We start from the raw sequence: 16162 nt of genomic DNA on the forward strand, positions 1-16162 counted from the left end.
ACAATTTCGCATACAGATGTCGCCTGGTAAGATTGTAGAAAGATAGCAGAGCAGAGTAAAATGATGATAGACGTTTCAATCGTAGTCGCAATTTCAGAGAAGCTTCGCATAAATTTGTGCTCGACGCAGCTCATATAAGAGGCTTTTTCAAAGGAGAAAATGATGATTCGTATTGCGATATTGAGCTTCTGGCATGTTCACACCCGTGACTACATTCGCCAGACCCTTGAGCATCCAGAGACAGAGCTGGTGGCCGCCTGGGATGATGAACCCGAGCGTGGCCGCGGGCAAGCAGATACTCTCGGGGTACCTTTTTATGAAAATCTAGATGAATTACTGGCCCGGACCGATATTGATGCGGTGATTGTTGAAACTCCCACAAACCTACATCATCAGGTCTTAATTGCCGCTGCCAGAGCCGGAAAACATATCTTTACAGAAAAGGTCATCGCACCCACGTTACACGAGTGCAATGAAATCATGACGGCCGTCGAGCAGGCTGGTGTCAAGCTTATCGTCTCATTACCTCGGCTCTACGCGGGCTACACACTCGCCATCAAAGACATTCTAGCACAGAAACAATTGGGTAAGACAACACAGGTACGTGTCCGCCTTTCGCATAACGGGGCGATCCCGACAGCCGAGAATCCTCATGGCTGGCTACCAGAACGCTTCTTCAATCGGGAACAGTGTGGTGGTGGTGCCATGATCGACCTTGGTTGCCATCCCATGTATCTGACCAAACTCTTTCTGGGTTGGCCGGAAAGCGTCAACGCGAGCTATGGCTATGTCACGGGACATGAAGTCGAAGATAATGCCGTTGTCACGCTCAACTATCCTGATGGAGCCATCGGCATCGTCGAAGCTGGTTTTGTCAATCGCTTCTCGCCTTTCACAATTGAAGCTCATGGCACCGAAGGCAGCCTGCTCTTCGGTACACCCGATAATAAATTACTCCTCTGCAGTGCGCAGACAGGAACACCCGGCGGTGATACGTGGCATGAGATCGCTGAACTCCCCGCCGATCAGCCAATTGCCTTCAAGCAATGGGTAGACCACATCAATCATGGCACCACGGCAACTGAAAATATTCAGATTGCACGGGACCTTACCTCATTAATGGAGGCGGCAAACATTTCTGCCCGCACGCACCAGGTGGTCCGTCTGGATTCGTTACAGAGCTAAAAATTGCGATGCGTACACCGCCAGAGGAGGCACGGTGATGACGGTACCAACCAGTCTGAGCCAATTACATCATCAGACAACGCGCAGGTTTACGGGGCCTTCGCAATTCCAATTGATGCAGGCAGATCCACAGGCGCTTGATCGCCTGGATATTCGTTTCCGCTGGGGAAAGTATGGGATTCAAGTGCTACGTTGTCATCTCACAACATTAGAAGCAGGGAATGTCATCCAATCGCACAAGCACCGCGATTATGAATTTCATTTTATACCCAGTGGAACCGGCTCAGTGATGCTGGAAGATGGCACATATCCGGTGCAAGCTGGAATGTTTTATCTGACGGGTCCCTACGTGCTCCATCAGCAGGAGGCAAGCGCCTGGGAAGCACTCGACGAACTTTGTTTGCACATTGATATCGTGAAGCTTCAGCCGACTGCGGATGATATCTCCTGGGGAGAAACCTGGGAGGTGGCCGAAGCCGATGAGTGTATCCGCCAACTCAACGCCATGCCAGCCTATCCCGCGCTGGACCAGTACGATGCCATGAACTGGTTTCTCACTGCGTACCGGGCCTGGCATGATCGTGAACTTGGTGCCTTTACCACGATCAGGCAAGCTATCATCCAAATTCTCCTGCGGGCTTCACGTGCTCATCATGTCACAGAGATCCAGACAGCGTTGCCATCACGCGACATGAACACCTATCGCTATGGGCTTGCAACTCAATATATTCGCGACAACTACGCTCGCCCCTTAACTCTGGAGGAGGTAGCCACCGAGATTCATATCAGTGGACGCCAACTCCAAAGGATCTTCGACGAGCAGACGACCGAAACGTTTAGTAGCTATCTGGAACATTATCGCTTAGCGCAGGTTTGTATGGCGTTGACATACACCGATCAGACTATCGAGCAGCTTGCCGTGCTGCATGGTTTCTCCAGTGGTAGTTATCTCCACTACGTCTTTAAAAAACGCATCGAGATGACACCACAGCAGTATCGAGAGCAACAGCGCGTCAACCAGTTCGCCACCAACGATCACACAAGTGGACAAAGTACCTCTATCAACGAACGATAGAGCTCTTATCCCAGAGAACCAACATCCAGGAAGGAAAGACAATTATGACTATTTCGATTGGACTCATCGGCTGTGGGGGTATTACTTCTACCCATATTAAAGGCTATTTGAACATTCCAGATCAGGTCAAAGTGACCGCAGTGAGCGATGTCGTGGCAGAAAACGCCCAAAAGCGAGCCGGTGAGGTTGGTGGCGCTGAGATCTATAGCGATTATCACGAGATGATTGCCAATGCCAATATCGATGCCGTCGATATCTGTTTACCCCATCACCTGCATAAGGATGCGATTGTGGCGGCAGCCAGAGCCGGAAAGCATATCCTTTGTGAGAAGCCACTCTGCCTGACAGTCGCAGAAGCCAACGAGGTACAGCAAGCCATCACAGATAGCGGCGTAACATTGATGTGCGCGCATAATCAGCTTACGTTACCACCCGTGGCTAAAGTCAAGCAGATGATCAACGAGGGCATGTTTGGCAAAGTCTACGAAATACGCACCACTGATAGTTTCTATCACACCTTTGATCCCAACAGCATCGGCTGGCGCGGCCATCGGGCCATGATCGGGGGAGGAGAGCTGATCGACACAGGATATCATCCTACCTACCTGCTTCTCTATCTGGCAAGTAGTGAGCCGACTGAGGTCACTGCAATGCTGAGTAAACATCGTCTGGAATTCATGGATGGTGAGGATTCAGCTCAGGTACTGGTACGCTTCAAGGATGGTGCAGTAGGCAATATCGTGACCAGTTGGGCCTATGAACCAGCGGCCATCACAGAAAAGTTCTCCATCGTGGCCGAGAAAGGCTCCGCGTATAGCGATGGCAAAGATCTGCACTATAAGCTACGTGGCAATGAGCCCCAGACGATTGAGCTGCCCGGTGTGGATACTTTTGTTGAGGAGATCAAAGACTTTGTCACCTGCTTGCGGGAAAAAACCCGTCCTGTAAACACAGAGGCAGAGGGCATCAACGTGTTGAAAGTTATCCTTGGTGCTTATACGTCTGTTGATGAAAAGCGGACCGTAACACTGGCAGACCTCTAAGAATCACAGTGTCATCTAGTCTGGATGCGTAGTGATAGGACCACTTATGCTACGCATTCAGTGATGGATATGATGAACAGCTTGCCATTCGTTCTCCAGCATGGCATAAAAACGTGTACTCCACCAGCGTCCCTTCATCCATTCGCTCTCCATCTGAGAACCCTCAAAGCGCATTCCAATCTTTTCGAGCACATGCGCCGAGGCCGTATTTTCTGAGATACAATAGGCCCAGATACGATGAAGATGGAGCTGTTCAAAGCCAAAGGCTAAAAGCGCATGAGAGGCTTCGGTAGCATATCCCTGTCCCCAATAGCGCTGATCTAATTCATAACCAAGATCAGCAATCCCCGACTCCGCATGCGACATACGCAAGCCACAGTTACCAATCAGGCGATTATCCTCTCGCAACACGATTGCTAACTGAAAGCGCTTACGTGGACGCTCATGACTCCAGTTGATAAACATACGAATTAAAGAGCGAGCATCCAACTCAGTACGCCGCGTCCAGGGATTAAAGCGCAAGAACTCAGGATCAGATTGATAGGCTAAAGTAGGCTTCCAATCTTTCTCCTCAAAATCACGCAGCACCAAACGTCGAGTTGTTAATATCATAGACGCATTTCAATTCTACTTATTCGACACCTAAGTCCCAGGCTTGTTGCAAATCCGCACGTGAAAAACATTTGAAGCCCATCAAGGTATGCGTTTGGGTAATCGATGTGAGCTTCAACATATGATCGGTGACAACGGCGGCCAGATCATCATACTGCTGAAAACGGAGCATCGCCACGAGATCGTACTCGCCTGTCACAGAATAGACTTCGGAGACGCCATCTAACTCCAGCAACCGTTCAGCAGTCTCATTGACGGTTCCACGCTGCACATTAATTAAAACAAGTGCGGTCACCATAAGATTTTCCCTTTCATCAAAGCAATCGACACCAAAACCAGGCTTCCTTATTATATCCCATCTAGCTTAGCAACAGGACGCGTCAGGAGACAGGAGAAATCGCTTGAGGATGAGCAAGGAAGGTCTGTATAGTCTGTGTCGCTTGCTCCAGGAGTTCAGCCTCCCCTCTATCGCCAGGGAGCCAGATGATGCGCTGGTCTCGTCGAAACCAGCTTAGCTGGCGGCGTGCAAAGTCGTGAGAGGCATATTTGAGACGTTGTACCATCTCGGCTTCCGAAGGAAACTCTCCACGTAACCAGCGGCTCACAAAGCGATATTCTAATCCCAGAGCGTCCAGACGTTCATGACTGAGTCCATGAGCCAATTGAGTCTGTACTTCCGGGATCAAGCCTTGATGCAACCGTTCATCGATACGGCTATCGATGCGCTGATACAGGATCTCACGCGGCCAGTGAATGCCTAAGAGTAAGTTATGATAAAGTGGCTGGGAAATTCTACGCTGCTGCGAAAACGGCTTTCCGGTCACCAAACAGACCTCCAGAGCACGAATGACGCGACGCGGATTCTTACGGTCGATAGTCTCAATACACTGAGGATCTAAGGCCGCCAATTGCTCCAGGAGCGCACTGAGAGGTTGTGCTTCTAAGCGGGCACGCAGTTCCAGCTGCGGCGGAACGGTAGGGATATCAAAGTGATCAACGACAGTCTGGATGTAGTGAGGCGATCCACCAACCAATAATGGGAGATGGTCACGCTGAAGAATATCACTAATCGCAATTGACGCCGCCTGTTGGAATTGTGAAACACTATAGATCTCAGTTGGCTCCACAATATCCAACAAATGATGTCGCACAAGCGCCTGCTCGGCAGGAGTAACCTTCGCGGTGCCGATATCCAGTCCTCGATAGACCTGACGTGAATCGGCTGAAACTATCTCGCCCTGAAAGCGCTGTGCCAATGCAATTCCTAAGGCGCTTTTCCCCGATGCGGTTGGACCAAGGATCACTAACAGATCCGGTAACATGCGTACAGCATTCACCACAGCAAACCTTTATACATTCTACAGGCGTTTGTACTTCACCAAATAATCCACACGTTCCACCAGGCCCACCATAATGCCTATCGCTAACAGCATACCAGACACTGTAAAGAGGCCAAAGCTGAAACCAAAAGTCAGAAAAACGCCCACGAGACCACCCAACAGGATAGCCAGCACGACCATCATCCAGCGTGACTGCCTGGTTGTCGCCTGGATACTTTTGATGCAGTTTAAAATAGCTTGACTGGGCTGACGATACACTCCTAGCATAGCGCCCACTGCCGCAGCCGCAAGCATGACCACTAATTGAATCCAGGATGGACGAACGTGCTGAGCAGTAAGTTGCCAGATAAACTCCGACAGTCCTAATACCATCACCGAGCTTGTCATACCTGTCAGGGTACGATTCATCATATTAACGCGTCTCAGACCATTACCACGTTGCACGACGAGAGCGCCAAGGGTAGCTGCAGGCACAGCGATAAAGAGCACTAACAAGAATAAAGGATATGGCGTCAAAGGCGGTGGCTGCACATGCTCCAGCCAGATATATCCGAGGCTGGCCGCCATGAATGAACCAAACAGTGTCAGACCCAGCTGTTGCCATCTGCGCAATAGGAGGCTCATCGGATTGAGTTGCCAATCATTCATATAAGGAGTGCCGAACTTGTCGAGATCGTTCCCATGCTTCTGAACCAGAAGTGGTGGTGTCATGGTTAGAGAGCGGCCAAGCATACTCGAATCCACAGCAGGCATCTCTCCCTGACTATCCAGGTCATCATCATCATAATAATCCAGATCCGCGCCGTTTGTACGACCCGGATGGCGCTTGTTACGTACAATGTAGCCCTGGACTTCCGCCTCTACTTTCACAACGATCTCACCACGTGTATTGTCCTCGAGATCGATAATGATCGTTCCACTATAGTGACTATTGCGCGAGAGTTGCAGGCTATTGACACGAACACTGATCTCCGTCTGAGCAGCATCAAACGACGTCTGGCTCAACTGAATCCAGGTATCCGGCGTATGCAGCATGCCGGAGATAGGATAGCCAGAGACATCTCCAATGGTAATCTTCAATGGTGCTGAGATACCAGGATAGACGGTCCCAAAATCGAGGATACGCGGACTGACTGGCACGGGTCCACCACGCTTCGGCGTGAGGCGCAAACGGCTACTAATGCTTGTCAAAGGAGGTGGCGTCTGATGGCGCGTGGTTGGATTACGTACCTGGACATTGCTTACATTGGCGGTACTTGTAGCATTGATGGTGGAGGTATTATTGATATAGCGCGAGACGCTACTCTTATTGGTCAAGATCGCTTCCACAAATTGTTCAACCGCATCAACGGGATCAGCCACCGTCTGCGCCAGATGGCTGGCGATCTCGGAGAACTCATCCTCACCAAGATCAAGCAGCCAGGACTCGATCTCGCCATCCACCAGATACTCGCCCGCCTCCTCTGGATAATGCGCACACAGAGCCGCCAGCTCTTCAGGAGTCGAAGCCACTTCACCAGTCGCAAAGCCAAAGGTTCCCACGCCTAACAACGCGTGACGGAACATCTCCACGCTCTCATAGCGATCGCTGGGCTTAATGCTGGTCGCCTTTTCTAGCGCCCGCGCCACCATAGGAGAGATGCGAGGATTAATCTTGCGCACATTCTCCAGCCCAAAGCCCTCATCGGACAACGTATTCGTCAACAAATGAAAGAGCGTCATAGCCAACGCGTAGATATCGGAGCGCTCATCCGTCTGAGCTTTTCCATACTGTTCGGGAGGCGCATAGCCCGGAGTACCTAATACCTGCGTATCCTGCGCATTTGAGGGTCGGAAGAAACGCGCAATGCCAAAATCGATCAGCTTAATGAGTCCATTGTTGCGCGTCAACATAATATTGCCTGGCTTCATATCACGGAAAATGATGGGAGGGCTATGGCTATGGAGGTATGCCAGGACATCACAAAGTTGCCGCGCCCAATCGAGAACACGCCTCTCAGGGAACGGACCACCATTACGCTCAAGTAACTCTTCGAGCGTAAACCCATCAATATATTCCATCACCAGGAAGTAGCGCTCATCTTGCGCAAAGACGCCTCGCATAGATGGTAAATTGGGATGATGCAACGACCATAACATCTTCGCCTCGGACTTAAAGTTATTGATCGTCTTCTGCTGCTCATGCTGCGGGATCAGGGACACGCTGATTTCTTTAATCGCGTACAGTTGTCCCTGCTCTTTCATATCCTTTGCCAGATATACCGCACCCATACCACCTTGTCCAATAACCCTTTGGACCTGATAGCGCTTATGAAGAAAGGTGCCTCGGTCCAGGTGACCGCTTTGATTTTTCGATCGGCCGCTGATTGTGAGCCCCCCATCTTTTCTCTATTTTTGTTCGGGATACGATATGTGCCCTTCAGTATAACATACCCCTGTCTGGACCTACTACTCACCAGCAAATTCGATTATGCCTCAATGACTCATAGCATGATACAGATCTAACAAGTACACGACTGAGACCCCTCAGAATCGTACACCTATTCTAACGTAATTTATTGTCTACTATATAAAACGCACATACGAGTGTATATAGGTAGTACAAGAGGGGTCCAATGGTACAAATGTTATATGCATCATCGCTCGCCCCAGAAAACCAGTCAAAGGAAAACGATCATTAGCATAAAGGTCCATACCACCTGGAGATTTTTTGTCCCTACCTTAATAGACTGTTTTGACGAGGAAAATTCACTATGTTTGACAAAAAAAGTATCTTTGTGAAAATATTTCCATAGCTCTGATACTATCATCACGAGCAAACGTTTCGTACAAGTTTCAGACGAATAACTCCGGGAGAAAATCAAAAATCACATCATTCATAGCTCCACTACGCGATTTGCAGCGGGGACAGAAATTCATCAAAAAACTAGTTGACAAGATGGGCCTCAGCGGTGTATGATACGTCGCGTAGTCCAAGAGGATATGCCCTCGTGGCGGAATGGTATACGCAGCAGCTTGAGGGGCTGTGCCGAGAGGCGTGGTGGTTCGAGTCCACTCGAGGGCACCTTTATCAGGCATCCGCAAAGAGCAATCGGATCGGGTGCCTTTTCACTGGCTTATAACTTCTGGATATACATCATTTGAGGGCGATTAGCTCAGCTGGTTAGAGCGGTTGCTTTACACGCAATAGGTCTGGGGTTCGAATCCCTAATCGCCCACCTCAATTGACTTCTCAAGACCGTTTATAGCAAGCGTACGTAAAGCTATGAACGGTTTTTTTGTGTCGAAAAATAGGTGCAAGCCTACTGTTTTCTTTAAAGTGGTGCGTCGCTTGTGTGTGATTCATTTTTTGCAACAAGATTAGCTCGTCCGTCTACCCACGACATGAAATACAGGCACATCGGGAGAGCGCCTCACTGCCATCTGAAACGTCTTCTGACTGAAGCATTCACTTCTTATTTAAGTGAACGCACAGACTTACGTTTAATGAGTTCAACCGTCAAATAACTTGTCACGCCAATTGGATTGGGATCAGTAATTCTACTGATCAAGCTTTTCACAGCGATAGCCCCCATGGCTTCTTTGCTTACATTGACCGTTGTCAGTGGAGGAGTGAGATGTTCTGCAATATCAGCGTTATCGAAGCCAATCACGGAGACATCCTCGGGGACGCGAAGACCAAGTTCACGCAGAGCATTGATGGCCTTATCGGCAGTAGGATCGTTGACGCAGAAAAGAGCACTAAAAGGCAATTTGGAATCCACAAGTCGTTGACAGGCAGCGTTGACCTCCTCGGTGCTTAGAATGTAACAATCCTCAATCATGAGTTCCTTATGCAGTGGCAACCCGGCCTCATACAATGCCGCAAGATAGCCGTCCCTACGGCGTTCAAAAGTATAGATCATCTTCTTAGCAGCACGCAGGCTAGAGGTAGTTGATCCACCCAGAAAGGCAATATTTTGATGACCTTCACTAATGAGATAATTGATGGCTTCCTTGGCTCCCACGTAGTTATCAGAAAGTACAGCATCGATAGTCTGGCCTGGAATGTGTACAAAATTATCTACCAATACGAGCGGAAAGTTGGCCCCCTGTATGGCCTGGACAAGTTCCAGACTGGCTGATCCTACTAATAGAAGTCCATCCACATGCATCTCATGAAGTTTACTCAGCAACATATACGGTGGCTGGTTCAGGCCCATCCCATAATAAGTAACGTAAATATTGGACTTCCGAGCTTCAAGTTCTGCTCCATAGAGAATGTGAGACCAAAATGTATCGAGTGGCGCATCCTCAAGATCACTGGATGCCAGAATAAATCCAATAACTTTGATGGCTCGTTTATCATTACGCATGGCAGGCGATTGTTCGGCAGTCTTAAAATATCCTAGCGTGGCCGCTACTTGCAAAACATGCTGGCGCACTTCTTCTTTAATGCTATTTTGATTGTTTAAAGCCCGCGAAACGGTAGCAATAGAAACGTTCGCCTGTTGAGCAATCTCCTTGATGGTGACTGAGTTACCCATTCGTGATTACCTCATAACTGCCTCTTTGAATATATTTAGTGTTGACCTAATTCTATCATGTTTATTGAATCTTTCTGCAATCCTCTAGCAACTTTGGCTACCAAGAAAACGTTCTTTAGGCAAATGAAAATGTCTGATTCTGACAATTTGTTCGGCATACTATGCACATAGATAATTCATCACATCCGCGATAACTATCTACCAGCTTAAGCGCCTCCCACAGACGAGTTAGCATGTCACGTGATGAATACTACTTGCTCCATTGACGACCATTTCATTACTTATTTTAGACAATATTTGTAAATAAGTCAAATATTTTCCGTAAAATTTGTTTGACTTTTACGAAAACATTGGTTATTATTTTCTCAGAGATCAAGAGATCTCATGTTGTTCTGAATTGAGTAGTGGGAAAGGAACACCAAATGAAGTCCAAGGTGGACATGGGCAATGTAGCATTTAGCGGCACAAATATACTGCATTCTCGCACGACGCGACGCGAAGCTTTACGTATGATTACGGCCGCAGCCGGAGTATTGACTGCTGGATCAGTTCTAGACGCTTGTGGAAGCATCGGTACTTCTTCTTCTGGAGGCCCCGTTACTTTACAGTTCTGGGATACATTCACTACGGCGGAAATCAACTTGTTACATCAGATGGGTGCAGAATACACAAAACTCCATCCCAATGTAAAGATTAACTTCTACGAAATTCCATATGATCAACGTCCCACAAAGATCCCTTCGGCAGTCCAAACGAACTCGCTTCCAGACATCATCAGAGCCGACTATCCTTATCAGTGGTATTTGAGCACACAAAATAAACTTGCTTTTCTTGAAGACCATATTAAAACCTGGGATATGCGCACAAACATTTACGATGCTGTTTGGAAACAGGCCACGTATCAGAATCATATCGTGGGTATCCCGCAGGATAAATTCACAGATGTCTTCTGTTATAATGCCGATAAGTTTGCCCGCGATGGCATAAAACAATTTCCAACAACCTGGGAAGAACTACTCGCAGTCAGTCAGCAAATGACTCATGGCGATGAGTATGGCATAGGATTCTATCCCGATACTGGACAGCTATTTAGCGATTATCTCTTAAGTGCTGGCGGAAAACTTGTTGATGAAAAGATGAACCCCACATTTAATCAGGAGCCCGGAGTAGAGGCACTCCAGTATCTGGTGGATCTGGTAAACAAATACAAGGTTACCCCTCCCGGAGTAACTGGTTGGCAATATGCCAACGCGGATGATGCCTTGAGAAGTGGGAAGCTCGGCATGGTTGAATTTGGGTCCTGGATTATTGGAAATTACCAGCAAGCCAAAGTGCCATGGAAATTGGGAATTGGCGCTATGCCAAAGGGTTCTGCGGGCCAGGGACTGGTTTCATCGACGACCTTATATATGGTCCCGAATACATCACCCAACCAGCAAGAAGTAATTAATCTTCTCACATGGCTGGTGAGTCAGGAGAACGCTTTGCGCTGGGCCAAGGCATTGGATCATGAGCCTATCGATAAGAAAACCGCAGCGAATTCCTACTTTACTACTCCACTCTTTCAACCATTTACAGAGTCATTGCCGTTTGCATCTGCCCTTCCAGAGACACCTGCATACAACGCGCTTAATCAGACGATCACGCAAGCTATCCAAAAAGCACTGCTGAAGCAGAAGACGCCAAAGCAGGCCTTAGACGATGCCGCAGCGACCGCGAAGAGCGCGTTACAAGATTAAGGGTAGACTTAGCATGAAAGCTTTAAAAATGAGTTCCCGAGGAGGAGTTTCAAAGCTTAACCGTTCTGGCAGGAACATGACACCATACGTGTTCCTGCTTCCGGCCACCATAGCAATGCTACTCATCTTTTTCTATCCAATGCTCAATGGGCTATACACCAGTCTGACACATTACAATCAGTACACAAACATCACAAGTTTCGTAGGACTACGCAACTATGTCTCAGTATTGCAGAGTAGCGATTTCTGGAACAGCATGCTGCGCTCTTTCTACTGGGTATTTTTTAGCGTTTTGGGTCAATTCGTGCTTGGATTTGGTTTCGCCCTATTACTCAATCAAAAATGGCCAGGCAATCGTATCGTGCGCGGCCTCATCATGATCCCCTGGGTGATGCCAGGAGTCTCGGTAGCACTAACATGGAGCTTGATCTTCAACGGGCAATTGGGATTAATCAATGATGTCTTGCAAAGAATAGGCTTACCACCCCAGCAATGGCTAGCCAGTCCCAATCTGGCCCTGGTAGCCGTTATCCTGGCAAATACCTGGAAGGCGTTTCCTTTTGTGGCAGTAACAATGCTGGCGGCCCTGGCAGTTGTTCCAGACGAACTCTATGAGGCAGCAAAGGTAGATGGTGCCTCTATACTGAGGCGCTTCATCCATGTCACGTTGCCTCACCTGCGTAGTGTGATGTTGATCGTTATCCTTTTACAGGTGGTGTGGACCTTCAACTATTTCGATCTGGTGTATGTCATGACTCAGGGTGGACCAGCGCAAGGGACAGAGATTGCTCCTGTATTGGTAGCACGTTTTGCTTTCCAGCAACTTGATTATGGGTTAGCCGCCTCGGTAGCCATTGTGATGACCATTTTCAACATTCTCTTTGCTGTGCTTTACCTCAGTGTGTTGCGCCGATCGAATGTGTAAAGGATAAAAAGAGATGAAAACAAGCAAATACAGAATATGGAGATGGATCGGCCTATATACATTGGTGGTCATTGGCGTAGCTATCATCCTGATTCCGCTGTTATGGATGCTTACCATTGCACTGCGCCCGGCAAACGAGCTGTATATCACGCCGTTTCCACTCCTGCCACCGACACCTACGCTCAATAACTTTATTAATGTACTGACAAATCGTACGACGATCCCTGCTCATTTAGAACAAGGTGTCGTACGTAGCCTGATCGTTTCTGTGAGCACCACCATTCTTTCAGTCGCGATTGCATCGATTGCCGCTTACGCTCTGGCACGTTTTAATTTTCGCGGCCGGGAAAGTTATAGCGTTTTTATGCTGGTCACCCAGATGATGCCTGCAATTCTTTTTCTAGTCCCGCTTTTTGTGATCTTGCGCAATCTTGGACTGGTTAATACGCTCCCCGGGCTTATTCTGAGCTATCTGACATTTTCATTGCCTTTTTGTATCTGGCTCCTGCGTGGCTATTTCGAAGGAATCTCACCAGATCTTGAAGAAGCAGCCATGACAGATGGATGTACACGACTGCAAGCATTTATTCGCATTACACTACCACTGGCTGCACCCGCGCTCGTAGCTACCGGGTCATTCGCGTTTATCAATGCCTGGAATGAGTTCCTGTTCGCATTCATCCTGGATGGGCAGCAGCCGCTCCTGACTGTGCAGTTGTATGCATTTATAGGTCAATACGGTCCTGACTATGGAGATTTAATGTCCGCCGCGATCTTGATCGCCTTACCACCAGTACTCCTGTTTGTGTTCATGCAACGGTACCTTGTGCGCGGGCTGACAGCGGGGGCCATTAAAGGATAAGGTAGTAAGTACAAGAGCATATCGTCGTGATTCAATGTTTAGTCCGTAGTAAGGAGTTACAGTGAAGCAAGCTGCAATTATTGGAAAAAGAGAAGCTGTCCTCATCGAGCAAGATGAGCCAGCACTACAAGATGGCTGGGCGCTGGTCAAGGCAATGGCCGCCCCGATGTGTGCCGAATATAAGGGTTTTGTGCAAGGAGATGTAAGTTTTTCTCTGGGACACGAGGCAGCGGGGATCGTGGTCAAAACGACCCCTGGAAGTCGCGTTCAAGTAGGCGATCGAGTCGTGGTCATGCCACTTTATTCTTGTGGTGAATGCGAGTTTTGCCGTACGGGTAATTATATCCACTGCGAATGGAGCCTGAAAGTAACCTTACCATCGATGGCTCAGTATATAGCCAAACCATCCTGGTTATTAGCAAAAATTCCTGACAATATCCCTTATGAAAAAGCAGCTCTGGCCTGCTGCGGTTTAGGTCCTTCATTCAGTGCATTGGAGAAAATGAATGTCAATGCATTTAGCACATTGCTGGTGACAGGGCTTGGTCCAGTAGGAATTGGGGCGGTAATCAACGCCAGATTCAGAGGTGCTCGCGTGATTGCTGTGGAGATGAATGAGTACCGACAAAAACTGGCGCGTGAACTGGGCGTTGAGCAGATCATCGATCCGCGAGACGAACAGGCGGTGCAAAAAATCAAAGAGCTTACAACAAATGGACAAGGCCCCGATTATGGTATCGATTGTTCCGGTGTCGTCGCAGCCCATCGGCTGCAGATTGATGCGGTCAAACGTTTAGGAAAGATTGCCTTTGTCGGAGAATGTAATGATGCCACACCGATCTATGTGAGTCCAGATCTTATTCGGAAAGGCATTTCTCTGATTGGTGCCTGGCATTACAATCTCAATGATTTTTCCAAGGTCATACAGGTGGTGGCAGAATCACCACTGGTTGATAAATTGATTACACATACATTCCCATTTAGCCAGATCCAACAAGCTTTTGAAGTCTCAGCAGGCCAGAATTGTGCCAAAGTCATCTTGAATCCATGGGAGGATGATAAAGAGGCGGAATAGCATACCTCGGAAAAGCATACTATATACTTATAACAATGTTAGAGTAATACCCATCTGGAAGGAGATTGCCTGCTCATGTTCACAAGTTTGAATCCTGGAGCAATTGGTTTTTCGGTACCGTTCGCTGAAGCTCTGACGCTAGCCAGTTCCAACGGTTTCGAGGGATTAGATCTGCCGGTACAAGAGCTACATGAATTGACTCAACAGAGCTCGCTACAAGCGATCAAGGATCGCTTTGAGGCTACAAATTTACGTCCCGGAGGCTGGAATCTCCCTGTCGACTTTCATCAAGATGAAGAGACCTATCAGGACGGCCTTGCCAGACTGGTCCCTTACGCCAAAATAGCGCAGGAATTGGGGAGTCCGTGGTGCGCAACCTGGATACTTCCTTTTTCAGATCAATTGGACTATCAGGCTAATATGCGTCTGCATGTCAGTCGATTACGTCCAGTGGCACAAATTCTTGCCGATCATGGATGTCAATTGGGGCTTGAATTTGTAGGACCGCGTACAATGCGTCAGGGCCACCGCTACGAGTTCATCTCTACTATGGCTGAAGCATTAGAACTGGGCAACCAGCTTGGGAGTGGTAATACCGGTCTGCTTCTGGATTGCTGGCACTGGTATACGGCACATGGAACACTGGACGATCTGAAACGCTTAACAGCCGAACAGGTCACCTACGTCCATGTGAATGATGCTCCCCCAGAGCGCTCGATTGATGAACAGATCGATAATCAACGTCTGCTGCCCGGCACGAGTGGGGTAATTGATATAGCGGCATTCTTACAGGCACTTGAGCAAATCAAATATACAGGTCCTGTCGTCGTCGAACCTTTTAACGCCGAGCTGAATACTTTACCATATTCACAACGTGTAAAAGAGACGCGGGCCAGTCTCTCTCACATCTGGTCACTGGCTGGACTATCTAAGTAAATAATTAATCAGGTAACTACTCCACCGCAATGCAATACATTGCGAAAGCATTGTAATGGAGTAGTTATCAAAGGAAACATCATGAAATCAGCATTGCTTGTATGGGGAGGTTGGGACGGACACGAACCAGAAAAAGGGGCGAAGCTCTTTGCACAGTATTTAGAAAGCCAGGGATATCAGACCACTGTTTCTAATACCCTGGATAGCTATCTCGATGAAGCTATGATGAGGCGTATGGATCTCATTGTGCCGATCTGGACGATGAGCACGATCACAGATGAGCAAGAAAAAGGACTGCTGGACGCGGTGCAGGCAGGCACCGGGCTGGCCGGATGGCATGGTTGTATGGCTGATTCATTCCGGCAGAATGTCAATTATCAATTCATGGTTGGCGGTCAATGGGTGGCTCATCCAGGCAATGTTATCGACTATACCGTGAATATTAATAAAACAGATGATCCAATCACAGCTGGACTGTCCGATTTTCACATGCACTCTGAACAGTACTATATGCATGTTGATCCATCAAATGAAGTCCTGGCCACAACCACGTTCTCTGGCGAACATGCCCCATGGACCGCTGGATGCGTCATGCCAGTGGCCTGGAAGAAACGCTGGGGGCAGGGACGTGTCTTCTATTCGTCCCTTGGTCATGTCAGAAGCGACTTTGACGTCCCCGAGGCACTGACAATTATGCAACGTGGCATGCTCTGGGCCAGTCGCTAACCTCAATATTACCAATGTAAGCACTAAATGTTTCAAAAAGCGCTCTCGTACGATTTATTCTAATGTACGAGAGCGCTTTTACAATGCCAAAAATCCCCCGCTCAGGGGATGATGAGCC

At 48.3% G+C, this 16162-nt stretch carries 14 protein-coding genes and 2 tRNA genes; 11 read left to right on the plus strand and 5 right to left on the minus strand.

The window, feature by feature from the left end; translation table 11 throughout:
- Nucleotides 1-162 precede the first annotated feature (162 nt).
- Genes AC27N8_RS21520 through AC27N8_RS21530 form a run of 3 tightly spaced genes read left to right on the plus strand, consistent with a single transcriptional unit; the run spans nucleotide 163 to nucleotide 3303 of the window.
- On the plus strand, nucleotides 163-1185 hold the full coding sequence (locus tag AC27N8_RS21520) for a Gfo/Idh/MocA family protein (protein ID WP_487074725.1): 1023 nt from the start codon (nucleotides 163-165) through the stop codon (nucleotides 1183-1185).
- 37 nt (nucleotides 1186-1222) lie between these two features.
- On the plus strand, nucleotides 1223-2260 hold the full coding sequence (locus AC27N8_RS21525) for an AraC family transcriptional regulator (protein WP_487069459.1): 1038 nt from the start codon (nucleotides 1223-1225) through the stop codon (nucleotides 2258-2260).
- A 44-nt stretch (nucleotides 2261-2304) separates the two neighbouring features.
- The gene (locus tag AC27N8_RS21530; RefSeq protein ID WP_487069460.1) at nucleotides 2305-3303 is read left to right on the plus strand and encodes a Gfo/Idh/MocA family protein; all 999 of its coding nucleotides are present in this window, start codon (nucleotides 2305-2307) and stop codon (nucleotides 3301-3303) included.
- Nucleotides 3304-3360: 57 nt separating this feature from the next.
- Here the strand turns inward: AC27N8_RS21530 and AC27N8_RS21535 are convergent, their stop codons facing one another.
- The 4 genes from AC27N8_RS21535 to AC27N8_RS21550 form a co-directional block, all read right to left on the minus strand.
- Nucleotides 3361-3915 (minus strand): GNAT family N-acetyltransferase, encoded by a 555-nt coding sequence (locus tag AC27N8_RS21535; protein WP_487069461.1) that lies wholly within the window; start codon nucleotides 3913-3915, stop codon nucleotides 3361-3363.
- Between the two features lie 19 nt (nucleotides 3916-3934).
- On the minus strand, nucleotides 3935-4213 hold the full coding sequence (locus AC27N8_RS21540) for an Lrp/AsnC family transcriptional regulator (protein ID WP_487069462.1): 279 nt from the start codon (nucleotides 4211-4213) through the stop codon (nucleotides 3935-3937).
- A gap of 82 nt (nucleotides 4214-4295) precedes the next feature.
- Nucleotides 4296-5252, minus strand: coding sequence for a tRNA (adenosine(37)-N6)-dimethylallyltransferase MiaA (miaA, locus tag AC27N8_RS21545; RefSeq protein ID WP_487069463.1), 957 nt, complete (start codon nucleotides 5250-5252; stop codon nucleotides 4296-4298).
- A gap of 21 nt (nucleotides 5253-5273) precedes the next feature.
- On the minus strand, nucleotides 5274-7622 hold the full coding sequence (locus AC27N8_RS21550; protein ID WP_487074727.1) for a serine/threonine protein kinase: 2349 nt from the start codon (nucleotides 7620-7622) through the stop codon (nucleotides 5274-5276).
- Nucleotides 7623-8239: 617 nt separating this feature from the next.
- Between AC27N8_RS21550 and AC27N8_RS21555 the strand changes: the two genes are divergently transcribed.
- A tRNA-Leu gene (locus AC27N8_RS21555) sits at nucleotides 8240-8319 on the plus strand.
- A gap of 80 nt (nucleotides 8320-8399) precedes the next feature.
- A tRNA-Val gene (locus tag AC27N8_RS21560) sits at nucleotides 8400-8473 on the plus strand.
- A gap of 237 nt (nucleotides 8474-8710) precedes the next feature.
- On the opposite strand, the gene AC27N8_RS21565 is transcribed toward AC27N8_RS21560, so the two are convergent.
- Nucleotides 8711-9781: a LacI family DNA-binding transcriptional regulator gene (locus AC27N8_RS21565; protein WP_487069464.1), complete on the minus strand. Its 1071-nt coding sequence runs from the start codon at nucleotides 9779-9781 to the stop codon at nucleotides 8711-8713.
- A gap of 422 nt (nucleotides 9782-10203) precedes the next feature.
- Between AC27N8_RS21565 and AC27N8_RS21570 the strand changes: the two genes are divergently transcribed.
- From AC27N8_RS21570 to AC27N8_RS21595, 6 genes are all read left to right on the plus strand, one after another.
- A complete protein-coding gene (locus tag AC27N8_RS21570) occupies nucleotides 10204-11520 on the plus strand; it encodes an ABC transporter substrate-binding protein (protein WP_487069465.1) in 1317 nt (438 codons plus the stop codon).
- Nucleotides 11521-11596: 76 nt separating this feature from the next.
- A complete protein-coding gene (locus tag AC27N8_RS21575) occupies nucleotides 11597-12445 on the plus strand; it encodes a carbohydrate ABC transporter permease (RefSeq protein WP_487069466.1) in 849 nt (282 codons plus the stop codon).
- 13 nt (nucleotides 12446-12458) lie between these two features.
- On the plus strand, nucleotides 12459-13307 hold the full coding sequence (locus tag AC27N8_RS21580; RefSeq protein WP_487069467.1) for a carbohydrate ABC transporter permease: 849 nt from the start codon (nucleotides 12459-12461) through the stop codon (nucleotides 13305-13307).
- Nucleotides 13308-13368: 61 nt separating this feature from the next.
- Complete coding sequence (locus AC27N8_RS21585; protein WP_487069468.1) at nucleotides 13369-14382, plus strand: zinc-dependent alcohol dehydrogenase; 1014 nt, start codon at nucleotides 13369-13371, stop codon at nucleotides 14380-14382.
- Nucleotides 14383-14457: 75 nt separating this feature from the next.
- The gene (locus tag AC27N8_RS21590; RefSeq protein WP_487069469.1) at nucleotides 14458-15318 is read left to right on the plus strand and encodes a sugar phosphate isomerase/epimerase family protein; all 861 of its coding nucleotides are present in this window, start codon (nucleotides 14458-14460) and stop codon (nucleotides 15316-15318) included.
- A gap of 81 nt (nucleotides 15319-15399) precedes the next feature.
- Nucleotides 15400-16044, plus strand: coding sequence for a ThuA domain-containing protein (locus tag AC27N8_RS21595; protein ID WP_487069470.1), 645 nt, complete (start codon nucleotides 15400-15402; stop codon nucleotides 16042-16044).
- Nucleotides 16045-16162 lie beyond the last annotated feature (118 nt).

Source organism: Dictyobacter sp. Z7_2 (assembly GCF_057551105.1).